Source organism: Ruegeria sp. HKCCD7251, from assembly GCF_013031165.1.
Lineage (GTDB): Bacteria > Pseudomonadota > Alphaproteobacteria > Rhodobacterales > Rhodobacteraceae > Ruegeria.
In genome coordinates this window covers 124,955-140,646 of record NZ_WPZC01000008.1, presented here as the reverse complement: position 1 = coordinate 140,646, position 15,692 = coordinate 124,955, and the positions used below count along the sequence as shown (strand labels likewise).

15 protein-coding genes are annotated in these 15,692 nt (G+C 55.6%); 9 read left to right on the top strand and 6 right to left on the bottom strand.

All coding sequences use genetic code 11. The features are described 5' to 3' along the window. The first annotated feature begins 37 nt into the window (after positions 1 to 37). Genes GOX75_RS17330 through GOX75_RS17305 form a run of 6 tightly spaced genes read left to right on the top strand, consistent with a single transcriptional unit; the run spans position 38 to position 6,571 of the window. Complete coding sequence (locus tag GOX75_RS17330; protein WP_254428835.1) at positions 38 to 1,000, top strand: cytochrome ubiquinol oxidase subunit II; 963 nt, start codon at positions 38 to 40, stop codon at positions 998 to 1,000. Then, entirely contained in the window at positions 997 to 3,087 is a 2,091-nt protein-coding gene (locus GOX75_RS17325; protein ID WP_171125182.1) for a cbb3-type cytochrome c oxidase subunit I, read from the top strand. Before GOX75_RS17330 ends, GOX75_RS17325 begins: the two co-directional genes overlap by 4 nt. Then, complete coding sequence (locus tag GOX75_RS17320) at positions 3,084 to 3,716, top strand: cytochrome c oxidase subunit 3 (protein WP_171125180.1); 633 nt, start codon at positions 3,084 to 3,086, stop codon at positions 3,714 to 3,716. The genes GOX75_RS17325 and GOX75_RS17320 overlap by 4 nt, the downstream gene beginning before the upstream one ends. Then, entirely contained in the window at positions 3,709 to 4,035 is a 327-nt protein-coding gene (locus GOX75_RS17315; protein ID WP_171125178.1) for a cytochrome o ubiquinol/quinol oxidase subunit IV, read from the top strand. Before GOX75_RS17320 ends, GOX75_RS17315 begins: the two co-directional genes overlap by 8 nt. Positions 4,036 to 4,067: 32 nt before the next feature. After that, positions 4,068 to 5,051 carry an HlyD family secretion protein gene (locus GOX75_RS17310; protein WP_171125175.1) on the top strand — a complete coding sequence of 328 codons (984 nt, stop codon included), beginning with the start codon at positions 4,068 to 4,070 and terminating at the stop codon, positions 5,049 to 5,051. Next, positions 5,048 to 6,571, top strand: coding sequence for a DHA2 family efflux MFS transporter permease subunit (locus GOX75_RS17305; protein ID WP_171125173.1), 1,524 nt, complete (start codon positions 5,048 to 5,050; stop codon positions 6,569 to 6,571). The genes GOX75_RS17310 and GOX75_RS17305 overlap by 4 nt, the downstream gene beginning before the upstream one ends. Here the strand turns inward: GOX75_RS17305 and GOX75_RS17300 are convergent. Further along, positions 6,568 to 6,930, bottom strand: coding sequence for a CrcB family protein (locus GOX75_RS17300; RefSeq protein WP_171125172.1), 363 nt, complete (start codon positions 6,928 to 6,930; stop codon positions 6,568 to 6,570). The genes GOX75_RS17305 and GOX75_RS17300 overlap by 4 nt on opposite strands. Further along, complete coding sequence (locus GOX75_RS17295) at positions 6,927 to 7,295, bottom strand: CrcB family protein (protein WP_171125170.1); 369 nt, start codon at positions 7,293 to 7,295, stop codon at positions 6,927 to 6,929. The genes GOX75_RS17300 and GOX75_RS17295 overlap by 4 nt, the downstream gene beginning before the upstream one ends. Positions 7,296 to 7,513: 218 nt before the next feature. Between GOX75_RS17295 and GOX75_RS17290 the strand changes: the two genes are divergently transcribed. From GOX75_RS17290 to GOX75_RS17280, 3 genes are read left to right on the top strand one after another with little or no spacing between them, the layout of a single operon-like run. Then, positions 7,514 to 9,094 carry an FMN-binding glutamate synthase family protein gene (locus GOX75_RS17290; protein ID WP_171125168.1) on the top strand — a complete coding sequence of 527 codons (1,581 nt, stop codon included), beginning with the start codon at positions 7,514 to 7,516 and terminating at the stop codon, positions 9,092 to 9,094. 59 nt (positions 9,095 to 9,153) lie between these two features. Next, on the top strand, positions 9,154 to 9,699 hold the full coding sequence (locus GOX75_RS17285) for an RNA polymerase sigma factor (protein ID WP_171125166.1): 546 nt from the start codon (positions 9,154 to 9,156) through the stop codon (positions 9,697 to 9,699). After that, positions 9,689 to 11,626, top strand: coding sequence for a VWA domain-containing protein (locus tag GOX75_RS17280; protein ID WP_171125164.1), 1,938 nt, complete (start codon positions 9,689 to 9,691; stop codon positions 11,624 to 11,626). Before GOX75_RS17285 ends, GOX75_RS17280 begins: the two co-directional genes overlap by 11 nt. Before the next feature lie 43 nt (positions 11,627 to 11,669). Here GOX75_RS17280 and GOX75_RS17275 read toward each other — a convergent pair whose 3' ends face one another. From GOX75_RS17275 to GOX75_RS17260, 4 genes are read right to left on the bottom strand one after another with little or no spacing between them, the layout of a single operon-like run. Next, entirely contained in the window at positions 11,670 to 12,320 is a 651-nt protein-coding gene (locus GOX75_RS17275) for an ABC-type transport auxiliary lipoprotein family protein (RefSeq protein ID WP_171123408.1), read from the bottom strand. Continuing rightward, the gene (locus GOX75_RS17270) at positions 12,317 to 13,633 is read right to left on the bottom strand and encodes an MlaD family protein (RefSeq protein ID WP_171125162.1); all 1,317 of its coding nucleotides are present in this window, start codon (positions 13,631 to 13,633) and stop codon (positions 12,317 to 12,319) included. The genes GOX75_RS17275 and GOX75_RS17270 overlap by 4 nt, the downstream gene beginning before the upstream one ends. 5 nt (positions 13,634 to 13,638) lie before the next feature. Further along, positions 13,639 to 14,454 (bottom strand): ABC transporter ATP-binding protein, encoded by an 816-nt coding sequence (locus tag GOX75_RS17265; RefSeq protein ID WP_171123405.1) that lies wholly within the window; start codon positions 14,452 to 14,454, stop codon positions 13,639 to 13,641. Position 14,455: 1 nt separating this feature from the next. Beyond that, a complete protein-coding gene (locus GOX75_RS17260) occupies positions 14,456 to 15,580 on the bottom strand; it encodes an ABC transporter permease (RefSeq protein WP_171125159.1) in 1,125 nt (374 codons plus the stop codon). Between the last annotated feature and the right edge of the window lie 112 nt (positions 15,581 to 15,692).

Sequence of the window (15,692 nt, the reverse complement as noted above, 5' to 3'; positions counted from 1 at the left end):
GTTGCCTGTAAACAAAGGCAGGAAAGGACAGACAGGAGTGGCCACTATCAGGTTCACAAACGTGTGGCAGACACTTGGGATTGCGATCACAGTTTTCGCTCTTTGCTCGCACGCAGCCTGGGCGAGTGACAGTTTCCTGAATCCACGTGGCCCAATCGCCGAGGTTCAGAGGCTTCACCTGCTGCGCGCGACGGTCCTGATCATGCTGGCGGTTTTGCCTGTTCTGGTTCTGGTACCCTTGATTGCCGTGCGTTACCGGCGACGCAAAGAAGGTGCCGCCGCGTATCGGCCAAACTGGGACTTCTCGTCCCCTCTTGAATTCGTCATGTGGGGTATTCCGGTTCTGATCGTGGCCTTATTGTCCTTCTATCTTTGGAAAGCCACCCATCGCTTGGATCCGTACACCGCGCCCTTTGGTGAAACACCTGCCTTAAATGTGCAGGTCGTGGGATTGGATTGGAAATGGCTGTTTATCTACCCGGACCTAGGCATCGCCAGCGTCGGCGAGATGGGGATACCCGTCAAACAGCAGATTGCGATGACGTTGACCACGGACACCGTGATGCAATCTTTCATGATTCCCGCTCTGGCAGGCCAGATCTATGCCATGCCGGGAATGACAACCAAACTGCATGTTGTGGCTGACGCCCCGGCGACCATGCAGGGTGAAAATACACAATATAATGGCCGGGGCTTCACCAAGCAGAAGTTTCAGACCCTGGCCATGCAGCCAGACGCATTCTCCGATTGGGTGGACACCGTTCGGGCCAACGGGATTCCCCTGAACGCAGACACATACCGAACATTGGCCATGCGCACGGACCGGGATGAGGTGCAGGCCGCTTTGGGTACATCTGATATGCCGGATAATGCGCTGTATTTCACCACAGAAGGCGCGGATTTGTTTCAGACAATCCTGCACCGATACCACCACGAAGAACCGTTGCCCGCAGATCAACAGCCGGGAACGGCAGAATACGGGCAGGAGGCGCAGCAATGAGTTCTGCGGATACGGGTTTCTTTGGCCGGCTAAGCTGGGAGTCGTTCCCTCTGGCGGGCCTTATTCAGACTCCGAACGCGAACGAAATCGTCGCCAATGCCGCTGCGGGTGTTGTGATCGTCGGTATTCTGGTTGTTGTCGGCGCCCTGACATGGTTCCGCCTTTGGGGACCGCTTTGGCGCGATTGGCTGACAAGCGCAGACCACAAGAAAATCGGCATCATGTATATTGTCTTCGCGATCGTGATGCTGGCGCGCGGGGTCCTTGAAGGCGTGGTCATGCGCGCGCAACAAGCAGCGGGTCCCGGCGACGGGTTTCTTGAAGCCGAACACTTTGCCGAATTGTTCAGCACGCATGGCACCATCATGATCTTTTTCGTGGCGGTGCCCTTTGTCTTTGGATTGGCGAACTTTCTGGTTCCCCTGATGATTGGTGCGCGTGACGTCGCATTTCCTGTAATGAACCAGATCAGTCTTGGCCTGACGGTCTCGGCCGGGATGATGCTGATGGTTTCTTTGCTTGTCGGTGAATTCTCGACCGGGGGCTGGACGGCTTACCCGCCCTATACGGGTGCCGCTTTCAATCCCGGAGTTGGGCCGGACTACTGGATTTGGGCAATCGTTGTTTCCGGGATCGGGACGACGCTGACCGGGATCAATTTCGCGGTGACGATTTACAAACTGCGTGCGCCGGGCATGAAATTCATGCGTTTGCCGATGTATTGCTGGACGATTATCTGCAGCTCGATCCTGATCGTTTTTGCGATGCCGCCGCTGGGTGTCGCGGCCTTGATGCTGGCCGCCGACCGGTATCTGGATTTTCATTTCTTCACCAATGACCTTGGCGGCAACATGATGAACTATGCCAACCTGTTCTGGCTGTTCGGGCACCCCGAGGTTTATTTGCTGGTTCTTCCCGCATACGGAATTTATTCCGAGGTATTCGCGACATTCTCGGCCAAGCGGCTTTACGGCTACAATTCCTTGGTCATCGCGACGATGTCCATTGCGGTGCTGTCCTTCACCGTCTGGCTACACCACTTTTTCACAATGGGTCAAAGTGCGCTGATCAATGCGGTCTTTGGTATTGCGACCATGCTGATCGCTATCCCCACCGGGGTAAAAGTGTATGACTGGATGGCGACCCTGTTCCGGGGCCGTATTCGGTTTTCGGTGCCGATGCTCTATGGTTTGGCGTTCCTTATGCTCTTTGTCATCGGGGGGCTTTCAGGCGTGATCCTTGCAAACCCGACCGTGGATTATCAGGTTCACAACACCCTGTTTCTGGTTGCCCATTTCCACAACGTCCTGCTGCCCGGGGTTCTGTTTGGCCTGCTGGCAGGGTACAATTACTGGTTCCCCAAAGCCTTCGGGTTCCGCCTGAACGAAACCTGGGGTCGTATCACGGTTGTCCTGTGGACAGTTGGCTTCATGCTGACATTCCTGCCCCTGTACTTTGTCGGCCTGATGGGAATGCCGCGCCGGTCTTTCAGTTGGGAAGACCCGAGTTTTCACCCATATATGATCGTGGCCGTTTTGGGGTCTCTGGTTATTTTGTCCGCCCTGCTTGCTGTGGTGGTTCAATTGTGGGTCAGCATTCGGGACCGCGAGAAAACCCGCGTCCCAGTTGGCGACCCGTGGGATGCCAGCACGCTGGAATGGTCAATTCCCGCACCCCCTCCGCCTTACAACTTTGCCATTATTCCGCATGTCACCGACCGCGATGACTTTGCCGCCGCAAAGGAAAGGGGCGAGGCTTACCCGGCTCCCGAAGCCTATGAGGACATCACCCTTCCACGTAATACGCGGATCGGATTCATACTCTGCGTTCTCAGCGGCGTTTGGATGTTTGCCTTGGTTTGGTGGATCTGGTGGTTGGCGGCGTTGGTCACCATTCTGATGTTGTTGTCTTTCGTTGCGTGGACGTTCAAAACGGACATCGAAATGGTTATTCCAGCCGCGCAGGTTCAACAGGAGCATGAGGCCTGGCTGGATCTTGTCCACGCCTCTGCCCCCATCAATCGTGACTTTGAAATCTCTTCGGAAAATCGGGGGCGTGCTGGTCCGGACCTGGAGGTCGCCACATGAAGCGCGCACCGACACACAGTTATCCCGGCCTGAACCTTGGTCGTCGGCATCCGGGTGCTGACAAGGCCAGCGAAGTTGTCACCTTCGGCTTTTGGGTCTTCCTGATGAGCGATCTAGTCTATTTCGGGCTGATGTTCGCCATATATATCACCATGATCGACGCTCAGGCAGGCGGGCCGGGACCGCATGAGCTGTTTGATCTAAGAAGCATCTTTGCGCAAACCCTGATCCTTCTGACAAGCAGCCTGACGGTCGGGCTGGCGATGTTGGCCCTGAAATACAACCTGCCGCGTTCGCGTATCGTGCTGTGGTTTGGCGTGACCTTGGCTCTGGGGCTCGGCTTTCTGGTGCTGGAAATCCGGGACTTTGTCGCCATGGCGGAAAAAGGCGGCATCCCGCAGCGCAGCGGGTTTCTGTCCGCGTTTTATGGTCTTGTACCGCTGCACGGTCTGCACGTCGCCGCCGGGTGTCTGTGGCTGATTGTTTTGGGCATCCAATTGCGACTGATGGGACTGACAGATTTGCTGATGTCGCGCGTAGTTCGGCTGGCGCTGTTTTGGCATTTCCTTGATCTGATCTGGATCGGGATCATTACGATCGTTTATTTCGGAGGTCTGACCTATGGATAGACGCAGCGAAATGCACAGGCGCGAGCGGCGGCGTTACGTCATTGGTTACGGCGGTTCCCTTTTTCTGACGATAGCCGTCTTTTCTATCGCCTATGTTTTTGGGATCGAAACAAAAGGGGTCTATCTGGCAATCGGCCTTCTTGGGCTGGCGCAACTTGTCGTTCAACTGGTTTATTTTCTTCATATCGACCGTCGGCGCAGTAGCCGCGAAGACCTTGACCTGGTGCTGTTTTCAACGCTGGTCCTTCTGATCATCATCGTTGGAACAGTCTGGATCATGGGCAACCTGGCGGTCCGTATGCATACCATTCCAATGTGACCAAACCGCGATCAAAAACGGAGACCGTCAAAATGAAATCCTTTAAAGCCGTCGCGGCGGTGGCAATGCTGATTGCAGTGGGCGTTGGCCTGCTACTGTTCTGGCGCCATCAAGAACGGTACCCGTCAACCAAGGATGCCTATGTGGGGGCCAATATCGTGAATGTGGCCGCTCAGGTCACGGGGCGGGTGGACGAGGTTGCGGTCGTAGAAAATCAAGCAGTCAAGGTCGGCGACTTGCTGTTTACAATTGACGACACCCAGTTCAGCGCGTCGGTGGATCAATCCAGGGCAAATCTTGGCAGCGCCGAACAACAGGCGGAATCCTACGCCACTCAGATCGTTGCAGCCGAAGCTTTGGTTGCGTCTGCACAGTCGGCCTTGGAAACATCCAAGAAAAATCTTGAACGTTCCAAGGCCCTTTTTGCGACCGGCGATCTGGCGCAGGCGTCCTTGGATCAGGCGACATCGGATTTCGCGCAAGTCTCTGCCCGGCTGACAACCAGTCAATCAAGTCTGTTGGCATTGCAAAGCGGTTTGCAGGCCAAACAGGACGATGTTCTGTCCGCTCGGGCACAGTTGGAGATTGACGAGGCCAATCTTGCCTGGACCAAAGTTTTTGCAACTGCGGATGGATGGATCGCGAACCTGACATTGCGCCCCGGCTCCGCCGTGCCCGCAAACGCGCCTCAGTTTTCGATTGTTGAATCCTCAGAATGGTGGGTGGACGCAAATTTCAAGGAAACGTCTCTGTCACGTATCAAGTCCGGACAGCCTGTAACAATTCAAATCGACATGCTCCCGGGGGTGACACTTAGCGGGACAGTTGAATCCATTGGCCGCGGATCTGGAGATACGTTTTCATTACTGCCTTCCGAGAATGCCACTGGTAACTGGGTCAAGGTCACGCGCCGCTTTCCAGTGCGGGTCAAACTTGATCCAACAGAGGCCCCCTTGCGCGCAGGAGGCAGCACAAAGGTCACGGTAGATACGACTTCGGATCAGGTCGAGGAATGACACCTTCGACCGCAGGCCACGTCAATCGGGTGATCGTCGTCGCCGTGGTGCTGAGCGCCATTCTCGAGGTGTTGGACAGCACGATCGTCAATGTCGCGCTGCCTCATATTCAAGCAGCTTTCGGCGCAACCACCGATCAGGCAACGTGGATTCTGACCAGCTATATTGTCTCGGCCGTTATTGTCATGCCCCTGACTGGGTTCGTAGCCCGCAGGGTAGGACGGCGGCGATTGATACTGTCGGCTGTGATCGGTTTTGCCTCCATGTCGGTCATGTGTGGGCTGTCCTGGAGCTTGGAAACGATTGTGGCCTTCCGGTTGGCACAAGGCATGTTCGGGGCTTTCCTAATTCCCTTGTCGCAGTCCATCTTGTTCGATGCCTTCCCGCGCGAGAAACGAGGACAGGCCATGGCCGTCTTTGGGCTTGGGGTTGTCGTTGCACCGGTACTTGGTCCAACGATTGGCGCGATATTGACCGAGTATTTCTCGTGGCGAATGGTGTTTTTCGTAAATCTGCCGGTTGCGGCGATGGCGTTGTTGCTATTGGCCGGAGAATTGCCTGACGACGAAACCGAAGATGTGCGGATCGATTGGAAAGGTCTTGCGTTGTTGGCGATTGGGATCGGTGGCTTGCAATTTGTTCTGGATCAAGGGGAAACCAAGGACTGGCTGTCCTCGCGCGTCATTCAGATTGCACTGATTGCTTCGGTTCTGGGCGCGCTTGGGTTCCTTGTTCACGGCCTGTCCTCGAAAACGCCGGTTGTCGACCTTCGCCTTTTTGCAGACCGAAACTTTGCCCTTTGCAATCTGGTAATCGCAGGATTTGCTATCTCGCTGTTTGGTGGCATTGCCATATTGCCAACCTTTGTACAGAACTTGTTGGACTATCCGGTTATCGAGTCCGGCCATCTGTTCATCCCCCGAGGCATTGCGGCGGGCGCTTCAATGGTTTTGACGGGCGCTGTTTTGTCATCCCGGTTCGATCCACGTGTTCTGGCCGGGCTTGGTATGCTCTTGACCGCTATTGGGAATTTCATGCTTGGTGCGCTTAATCTGGACGCGGGGTTCTGGCAGTTGGCCTGGCCAGGCGCGGTAAGCGGGTTGGGCATGGGTCTTGTGTTTGTCCCCATGTCTATTCTGGCGTTTGAGAGCATTTCGCAAGCGCGCCAAGACGAGGCTTCGGGTCTGTTCAATGTCACACGACAGCTTGGATCATCGGTTGGAATTTCTTTGGTTGGAACATGGGTCGTTCGCGGATTGCAGACCAATACATCGGTGCTGGGCCAAAACGTAACGCCGTACAGTACTGCTGCGCAAAACTATCTGGAACCGCTTGGTTTGACGCCGGACAGCGCAGAGGGCGCGGCAATTCTCGGTCAGGAGGTTTCTCGGCAGGCCGAGTTGATTTCTTATCTGACCGTATTCAACAATTTGGGTTTGTTGGCGTTGGCGACGATACCATTGCTGTTGTTCTGCAGGGCTCCCAAGCCGGGGGCGCAGGCCGCTGTGCACGCCCATTAGCGGGTGATGACAAGCCCCAGCCAAAGGGCTGACCAACACAGTATGATGCTTAGGAAGATGTTGCCTGCGGCCAGTGCAATCGTGCGCTCTCGTCTCAGTTCCAGTGATTGATAGGCGAAACTGGAAAACGTCGTGAACCCGCCACAAAAGCCAAAGACCAATCGCCTTTCGTGTTCGCCCATATCGGCGGGACCCCCAAGATAGCCGATCCACAAACCCAAAATTAGGCTTCCCAGCACATTGACGATCAGCGTTGAAACTGGAAGATCGTGCCGGATTATCAATGCGATTGCATGGCGCAAAACAGCACCCAACCCTCCGCCCAGACCAAACATCGCGTGAAGGAACAGGTCGCTCATTCACCTGACCTCTGGTCAAGGGTGTGCCGTCCGATCCATTCGCCAAGGATGGCCGCTGTGATACCGATGACGACTTCTAGCCCGGCGGCGGTTGCTGCGTTCGCGACGCTGGTTTCCGCCAGACGCTCGAGCTCTTGGACAAAAGACGAGAAGGTGGACAACCCGCCGCAGAACCCGACGGCGCCAAAATGCAGGACATGAGCATGAACGCGATGTCGGATCGAATAAAGCCAACCCAGAACGAAACACGCCGCGACATTGATCCCGAAGGTCGCGGTAAAAACCGGGGCACCCGGGATCGTCGTTGAAAGGCTTTCTCGCAACAGCGAACCAGCGGCCCCGCCGACAAATACGGCCAAAAACATAAGGGCCCAAGTCCGAAACGCTGGTCGCGTCTTTTTTACAGCCAATGATCCCGCCCAAATTTACCTGTCTTTCCAGATACAGACAGCAAACAACCTGATCAACAGAAGACCCGACTTCACAATGAAGCCCTTTTTTGTGAAGTGCGGCGTAAACTCTTGCAAGCAAACGTGGATCTGCTCAACGATTGGGTAAGACTATGGCGGTATCGGAGAGCAAGATGATTGTACGCAGACTCTATTACATCCTCAGCTATGTTTGCTTGCCGTTAACTCTGCTCTGGGGTTACTTCTGGCCGCCTGCCTATTGGTTGCTGGTGATACTGGTGCCTTATGCGGTGATCGGGCTTTACGACATGCTGACTACCAAGCACAACGTCCTGAACAATTACCCTGTTCTGGGCCACTTCCGTTACATGTTGGAATTTGTAAGCCCTGAAATCCGCCAGTATTTTGTTGAGACCAATGAAAGCGGTCGACCCTTCAACCGAATTATCCGGGGTCTGGTGTATTCACGGGCGAAAGGTCAGGTCGATACTCAGGCCTTCGGCACCCAATATGACATCATGACCGTCGGTTATCACCGGGCAAATCATTCTCTGGCCCCCAAAGACGTACCGGAAAGCGAAGAGCGCGTTACATTGGGCGGTCCGCAATGCAAACAACCTTATAGTGCGTCCCGCTTGAATGTCTCGGCCATGAGTTTCGGGGCGCTTAGTGCGAATGCAATTCGGGCACTGAATGGCGGTGCCAAGGACGGTGGGTTCGCTCATAACACGGGTGAAGGGGGGTTGTCGCCGCATCACTTGGCCGAAGGTGGAGACATCATCTGGCAGATCGGTACTGGCTATTTTGGGTGCCGGACTCATGAGGGTGCTTTCGACAAAGACAAATTCGCTGAAAAGGCCCGAAATCCCGTTGTCAAAGCGATTGAGATCAAGCTGTCTCAGGGGGCGAAGCCGTCGCACGGCGGCGTATTGCCTGCGGCAAAAGTAGATCAGGAAATCGCTGATATTCGCGGCGTTCCGCTGCATCAGGACGTAATCTCTCCGCCCATTCATTCTGCCTTTGACGGACCGACCGGGCTGTTGGAGTTTGTTCAGCACCTGCGGGACATGTCGGATGGCAAGCCTATCGGGTTCAAGCTATGCATTGGTCGCCCTTCAGAATTCATGGCGATTTGCAAGGCGATGCTGGAAACTGAAATCCTGCCGGATTTTATCACGATTGACGGGTCCGAGGGGGGTACGGGCGCAGCCCCTGTTGAGTTTACCAACAGGTTGGGGATGCCGTTGAACGAAGCGCTGATCTTCGTGAACAACTGCCTGCGCGGCGTCGGATTGCGAGATAAAATACGGATTATCTGCTCGGGCAAAGTGGCCACCGGGTATGATATGGTGGAAAAATTCGCTCTCGGAGCAGACATGTGCAACGCCGCCCGTGCAATGATGTTTGCAGTCGGATGCATTCAGGCCCTGCACTGTAATACCAATCGCTGCCCGTCCGGTGTGGCAACGCAGGATCCGGTGCGGGGGCGTGCGGTGAATGTTCCTCAGAAACGCCAACGCGTGTACAGGTATCATGACGCCACGCTCGAGAGCTTCCGTGAGCTGTTGGGCGCCATGGGCAAAAGCACGGTGTCAGAATTGCGCCCGTCGGACATTCGACGCCGAACCGCAGATGAGCGAGAGCATTCGTATGGGGAACTCTACACATTTCTGGAGGAGGGGGCGCTGCTGACGGAGTCGATCCCTGCCGAGTTCAAGGCTGATTGGGACTTGGCACATGCATCCCGGTTCTGATTTTTTCAAGAACCGCCAAGGATTGACCTTTGTGATCCGTCTTACCATTCGTGATGCGCATGAGTACTTCGGATGAGGATCTGGCAATGGCCGCCGCCAACGGTGACGCGAACGCGTTTGCCGCCCTGTTAGAGCGCCATTACGACCGGATATTCCGGCTGGCGTTTCGCCTGTCCGGACGCGCCGACCAAGCCGAGGATTTGACGCAGGACATCTGCCTGACACTACCAGCCAAGATCACGGGGTTTCGCGGGGATGCGCGATTTACGACTTGGCTCTATCGAGTGGTCGTAAACGCTGCTGAAGACGCGAGGCGAAAGCGTGCCAGCCGTAGCCGCGCTGCAGATGGCTGGGGGGATGTCGAACAGATGCGACGGGCCGAGGCAGCCGAGACCGCAGAGGCCGTCGACTGGTTGCAGCGCGCAATGCGGGCGTTGCCGACGGAGTTACAAGACACTTTGGCGTTAACGCTGGAAGACGAACTGACCCATGCTCAGGCCGCTGATGTGCTGGGTGTCTCTGAAAGCACTGTGTCCTGGCGGATGTCTGAAATCCGAAGACGTCTCCGCGCCATGCGAGATGAGGAGCTGGCCGATGACAGATGATTTGGACAAGCTGATATCCATGATGGATGCGGCCACCCCAACGCCCGACGCCAATCGGCGGGCCGCAAATGTGGCTTTGGCTCAGGAAAACTTCGTGGCAGCCCAAGGAACGGGCGCCACGAAACGTCCCACTGTCAAGCGAGGCCCGTTGGTCCGCCTGTCAGAAGGAGCTAAGTTGATGTTGAATGCCCTGTCTCACCGTGGAGTTCTAACGGCGACAACGGCCATCGCCGCTGTCGCATTGGTCGTCATCCTGCCCCAGACGCGGGACACTGTCGTCCAGCCCAGTTTTCGGGTTGAAGACCACCTACCGCAACCTGTCGCCGAATTGGATCGCGAAGAAGTCGCTCCGTCGCAATCACCAGAAGTCTTGTTAGATGAAGCATCCGAACCTGTCGCGACAAGCAAACGACAGGAAACTGCTTTGTCGCAAGCAGACCAGTCGACCATCAGGATCGGTAGGGGTGCGGTGATGGAAGCGCCAGCAATCGTCGCTGTGCCGGCAGAGCGCTCGCTCAGTACCCGGATTGAACAGAACACCGAAGCGTTTTCGAACGGGGAGACAAATCCACTTAAGGTTACGTTGGAAGATCCTGTTTCCACGTTTTCGATCGACGTCGATACGGCCTCCTATTCGATTGTGCGCTCGTCGCTTCTGAATGGTCACCTGCCGCCGCCTGAAGCCGTTCGGGTCGAAGAAATGGTGAATTATTTCCCGTATAGCTATCCTGTGCCCAAAGGGGACGCCCCATTTCGTCCGTCCATTACCGTCAGCCCGACACCTTGGAACGAGGCGACGCAATTGGTTCATATCGGTATCCAAGGGGCATTGCCCGAAATTGCTGATCGTCCCCCTCTGAATTTGGTCTTTCTGATCGACACATCGGGTTCGATGCAGGATCCAAACAAGCTGCCTTTGCTGAAGCAATCGTTCCGTCTGTTGCTGGCGGAATTGCGGCCCGAAGACCAGGTCTCGATCGTCACTTATGCAGGCAGTGCGGGGCAGGTTCTTGCGCCGACCAGCGCAACAAAGAAATCTAAAATTCTGAACGCGTTGGACAAGCTTCAGGCAGGTGGATCAACCGCGGGGCAGGCAGGATTACAGCAGGCTTACCAAGTTGCTGAAACCATGGGTTCAGAGGGCGAGGTTACGCGCGTTCTTTTGGCCACGGATGGCGATTTCAATGTCGGTTTGTCCGATCCCGAAGCACTGAAGGATTTTATTGCCCGCAAGCGCGACAGCGGCACATATCTCAGCGTTTTGGGTTTTGGCAGAGGAAATCTGGATGATGCAACGATGCAGGCATTGGCGCAAAACGGCAACGGGCAGGCGGTTTACATAGATACATTGGGTGAGGCGCGGAAGGTTCTGGTTGATCAGTTGACCGGCGCATTATTCCCGATCGCAAATGACGTGAAAATTCAGGTTGAATTCAACCCCGCGCAAATCGCCGAATACCGCCTGATCGGGTATGAAACCCGCGCTTTGCGGCGTGAGGATTTTTCGAATGACAAGGTAGATGCCGGTGATATTGGCGCAGGCCACAGCGTGACCGCAATCTACGAAGTCACCCCGGTGGGCTCTGACGCGATCCGGAACGGCCCGTTGCGGTATGGCGAGCAAGCTGTTTCCAACGGGTCAGAAGAAATTGGGTTCTTCAAGATGCGCTACAAGGAACCCGGTGCGCAACAAAGCCGTTTGATCGAACAGCCCATTCTTTCTGAGCAGGGAGAGATCACGGACGATGTGCGGTTCTCATACGCAATTGCTGGCTTTGGACAATTGCTGAGGGCTGGGGCGTATCTTGGGGGTTGGACCTTTGATGATGCAATCCGCCTGGCCAATACTGCGCGCGGCGAAGACCCTTTTGGCTACAGAGCCGAAGCCGTTACGCTGATGCGCCTTGCACAATCATTGGGTCGGTGAACTGGGACGGGCGCTGTCGGACAGCGCCCATTTTCGATCGCGTCTAGAACGACCTTGGATTGTTTGCGGCGTGGGTGTGTATCTTACGGATACTCCACTCGACCGCGTCGCGCATGGTCTTGCCCAGGGCGACATCGAAAGCTGTGACCAAGTCTTCAGTTTGATCACTGGCGGCAACGACGTTTTCCTGGAACGAGCTAGATGCGATGATCTTGTCCTCAAACTCATCGATGATCTTGATGTTCATCCGAACCTCGACCCGCACGGTCGAGGAATTGTCGGTCTCGCTTACGACTATACCTTGGAATTCGCGCAGGTCGGGAACAACAACATAGTCTGCTCTTAGGCCAACAGTTGATCTGCCGACGGCGGCCACTTTGCCGCTGTTTTCAAAACTCTCAACCAACAAAGTTTGAACGATCAGCGGCGCGCGATCTACCCATCGGGCCCTAGATAAGTACTGCACCTGCAAGGGGGTGGGCTGAATTGCGATCTGATCCGTGTTGACTGCGGCAGTCGCCGAAGGCTCTTCGACAACGATCTGCCTTTGGACGCGCGGCAGGGACGAGGAAAAGGTGCTTTTTGGTGTCAAAAGATAAAGATCGTTTGGCTTGGATGCCTGCTGAAGCGTGCCCAGCCCGGTGCAACCGGCCAACGAAACGATCGCCAGAGCGGTAAGAAATGACCTGATCATTGGCGAAACTCCGATGCTTGGGTCCCCAGTAAGAAGCGAGCGGGGTCCCGTTCGACCCTGTCCACCAACCGATCCAAGCTGACGACCAAACGCTGAGACTCTTCGATGAAGCGCGTGAATTGGGGCAAGCCAACTCGCAAAAAGTCGGACAGTTGACGCCGGTTGTCCTGCACGATTCCGTCGATGGTTCCTAAAAGTTCCGAGGCGGATTGTGACGCACTTAAGATATCGTCTGAGATTTCGTCCAAACGCTCGGTGACGTTGGTAACGGTCGAAGCCACCTGATTGGCCGCATTTCGGATATCTGCCATCACCTGACCGACATCCTCGTCAATTATGCGATTGGCCGAGTCAAATGCGCGTTCCGCCGAGGTCAGAGTTTTCTGAGCGGTATCCATCGCACCCGTAACGGAGCCCAGTGTCTCGTTCGCGTTGAGGAATGTTTCCGTCGCCGTCGCCAGCGCCACAGAGCCTTCGTTAGAAAGACCGGTCAGATTTTCAGCCAGGGTCGACGCCCGGTCAAGAAACGGTTTGAGGTCCTGTTGAATGACCCGGTCAGCGGACTCGATGGTGTTTTTCGCGCTTTGCAGGGTCTCAGTTGCCGATTCAGACGCGGTTTTCACGCTGTTGAGCGTATCCGTTCCCGTCGTCAGAGTGGTTTCCGCAGTATCGGCGAGTTCATCCAGACGTTTCGAGAATGCCGAAATTTCTTTGGCGGCGCCACCAAGGTCCGAGGAAAGTGATTCAAAGTCTGAAAGTGTCTTGTCCAACTGGCCCGTTGCCTGTGCCACGTTTTCCAGAATATCCGATACGGCCGCGCGGTTTTTCTCATCCACGATCTTGTTGACGTCCTCAAGCAGTGTGATCGCTTTTTCCAGCAGCAGCGGCGCGCCTTCGAACAAGGATTGAATCGCACTTCGCTTGCTTTTGATCAGGCTGTCTTGCGGAAGACGTTCTGCAGTCGGAGAGCCCCCCGTTAGTTCCACGTAACTGACTCCTGTGACTCCCAGCGACTGAAGTTGCGCAATTGTTTCGTTCGTGACAGGGATTTCTGCGTCAATTTCAATGCGGACCCGCACTTTGGATGGGTCTTCTTCATCCAGATCCAACGAGATCACCTGACCCACGGGAAGACCATTGAAACTGACCCCGCCGGCCGCCGACAGGCCCGATACGTTGTCGAATAGCACGTCGTAGTAGGCGTATTGGCGCGACACTTCGAATTTTGCCAGCCACAGGAAGAACCCAAACGCTCCGAGAATACCCGCAAGGGTAAATGCGCCGATCAGGATATAGTTCGCTCGGGTTTCCATAACGTCTACCTGTCTTGCCCCTTCTCTTGCGCAGCACGCGCGCGGGGGCCCGTAAAGTATTCCTGAACCCAAGGATGATCGACTTTGGTCATTTCTTCAATCGGGCCTTCAACAAGCACGCGTTTTTCTGCAAGAACTGCGACGCGATCGCAAATGGCATAGAGGCTGTCCAGATCATGTGTGACCATAAAGACCGTTAAGCCGAGAGCGTGTTGCAATTCGCCGATCAACTCGTCATAGGCCGCGGCACCAATCGGATCCAGACCGGCTGTCGGTTCATCAAGAAAAACGATTTCCGGGTCCAGCGCGAGCGCCCGCGCAAGTGCAGCGCGTTTACGCATCCCCCCCGACAGTTCGGACGGAAATTTGCCGCAGCTCAATTGCGGCAGCCCTACCAGACTGATTTTTAGCCCACCAAGCGCGGTCATCAGGCTTTCGCTCAGCCCTGTATGTTCTCGCATCGGGGCCATCACGTTTTGAAGGACAGTCAGCGACGAAAAGAGCGCGCCGTCCTGAAACGCCACCCCCCAACGTTGTTCGATACGCTGTCGTTCCTGTTCGGGGCCGTTCAAAACGTCGACCCCCAGCACGTCGATGCTGCCGGCTGCCGGTTTGTTCAGCCCGACGATTGTACGCAACAGAACCGATTTGCCCGTGCCAGAGCCTCCGACGATGCCCAGAACCTCGCCGCGCCAGACATCTAGGTTTAGATCCTGATGTACAACTTGCGGGCCGAATTGATTGGTCAGATTGCGAACGCGAATTACGGCCTCGCGTTTTGTGTCGGTCTTTGCGGTATTCTCAAGGGGTGTCCCGTCCATTTCAGACCCCCATGACAGAGAAAAAGATTGAAAACAGGGCGTCCAGCGCAATGACCATGAAGATGGATTGAACGACCGAAGCGGTCGTGCGCTGCCCAACGCTCTGGGCCGAGCCTTTGACCTGCATTGCCTGCCAACAGGCGACGACTCCGATGACCAGTGCAAAGAATGGCGCTTTGATCATCCCAATGGCAAAGTGCCAGATGCCGGTGTTCTCCTTCAGCCGGGTCGCAAACATGCCCGGGCTGACATCAAGGTCGATCCAGCTCATCAACCCTCCGCCAAACAGGGCGGCCATGTCAGCTATGAAGCCCAGTATCGGCAGCATGATCAGCAGGGCGACAACGCGAGGGATCACCAGTACTTCGATGGGATCCAACCCCAAGGTTCGCATCGCGTCAATCTCTTCCTGCACTTTCATCGAACCTATCGAGGCCGTGAATGCCGATCCAGACCGACCCGCCACAATAATGGCCGTCAGCAGAATGCCCAATTCCCGCAGGACTGAAATTGAGATCAGTTCGACGACAAAAATTTCGGCGCCAAACTGCTTGAGTTGCGTTGCGCCTTGAAAAGCCAGAACAACGCCGATCAGAAAACCCATCAAGGCCACAATCGGGATCGCCTTGAATCCGACCTCCTCCATCTGCGACACCAATGCGGCACGGCGCAGCCGGCGCGGCATCAGGACAGTTCTGAACAGCCGATGTAAGGTCAGGCCCAGAAACCCCAGAATCGACAGGCTGTCGTTCCAGCCTCCAACAGTGCGTTTGCCAATACTCTCAACCCAGTCGGCAAAGGTGCGATGATGTGCTGCGGCACCCGGTTCGTCGGGGATGTTTTTGGAAACCGTGTCAATCAGGTCGGAATATGCAGGTGTCACACCCTGAAACTGAACATCTGCCCCCGTTGCCTGAACACGGCGCGCAAGGTCGGCGACAAGCCAGGCGCCGCCGGTGTCCAGGGCCTGCACATTCGTTAAATCCAGTACGACCGAGGTCCCGTCAGGTTTGAAAGAAGAAAAAGCGTTTTCAACGCTGCTGAGTGACTGCGTCACCAATTCACCTGATACCTTGAGGTAAACGCCGTCGGCGTTCCAGTCAGATTGAATCGCTGGTTGTGTCATGGGCGTATGTGATGTGAAACCGCGTTGCGCTGCAATGCATTTTTGCAGGCCATCCGGGGAATGTGGCTTAACAACAGCGCGTTCGCGTCGGTTCCTTTGGCCTTGTTTGTCA

Bases quoted from the DNA above. Each gene is read 5' to 3' on its own strand.
- GOX75_RS17285 (WP_171125166.1), top strand. From the start codon at position 9,154: ATGAGTACTTCGGATGAGGATCTGGCAATGGCCGCCGCCAACGGTGAC.
- GOX75_RS17325 (WP_171125182.1), top strand. From the start codon at position 997: ATGAGTTCTGCGGATACGGGTTTCTTTGGCCGGCTAAGCTGGGAGTCG.
- GOX75_RS17275 (WP_171123408.1), bottom strand. From the start codon at position 12,320: ATGATCAGGTCATTTCTTACCGCTCTGGCGATCGTTTCGTTGGCCGGT.
- GOX75_RS17300 (WP_171125172.1), bottom strand. From the start codon at position 6,930: ATGAGCGACCTGTTCCTTCACGCGATGTTTGGTCTGGGCGGAGGGTTG.
- GOX75_RS17265 (WP_171123405.1), bottom strand. From the start codon at position 14,454: ATGGACGGGACACCCCTTGAGAATACCGCAAAGACCGACACAAAACGC.
- GOX75_RS17260 (WP_171125159.1), bottom strand. From the start codon at position 15,580: ATGACACAACCAGCGATTCAATCTGACTGGAACGCCGACGGCGTTTAC.
- GOX75_RS17320 (WP_171125180.1), top strand. From the start codon at position 3,084: ATGAAGCGCGCACCGACACACAGTTATCCCGGCCTGAACCTTGGTCGT.
- GOX75_RS17305 (WP_171125173.1), top strand. From the start codon at position 5,048: ATGACACCTTCGACCGCAGGCCACGTCAATCGGGTGATCGTCGTCGCC.
- GOX75_RS17315 (WP_171125178.1), top strand. From the start codon at position 3,709: ATGGATAGACGCAGCGAAATGCACAGGCGCGAGCGGCGGCGTTACGTC.
- GOX75_RS17280 (WP_171125164.1), top strand. From the start codon at position 9,689: ATGACAGATGATTTGGACAAGCTGATATCCATGATGGATGCGGCCACC.
- GOX75_RS17310 (WP_171125175.1), top strand. From the start codon at position 4,068: ATGAAATCCTTTAAAGCCGTCGCGGCGGTGGCAATGCTGATTGCAGTG.
- GOX75_RS17270 (WP_171125162.1), bottom strand. From the start codon at position 13,633: ATGGAAACCCGAGCGAACTATATCCTGATCGGCGCATTTACCCTTGCG.
- GOX75_RS17290 (WP_171125168.1), top strand. From the start codon at position 7,514: ATGATTGTACGCAGACTCTATTACATCCTCAGCTATGTTTGCTTGCCG.
- GOX75_RS17295 (WP_171125170.1), bottom strand. From the start codon at position 7,295: ATGTTTTTGGCCGTATTTGTCGGCGGGGCCGCTGGTTCGCTGTTGCGA.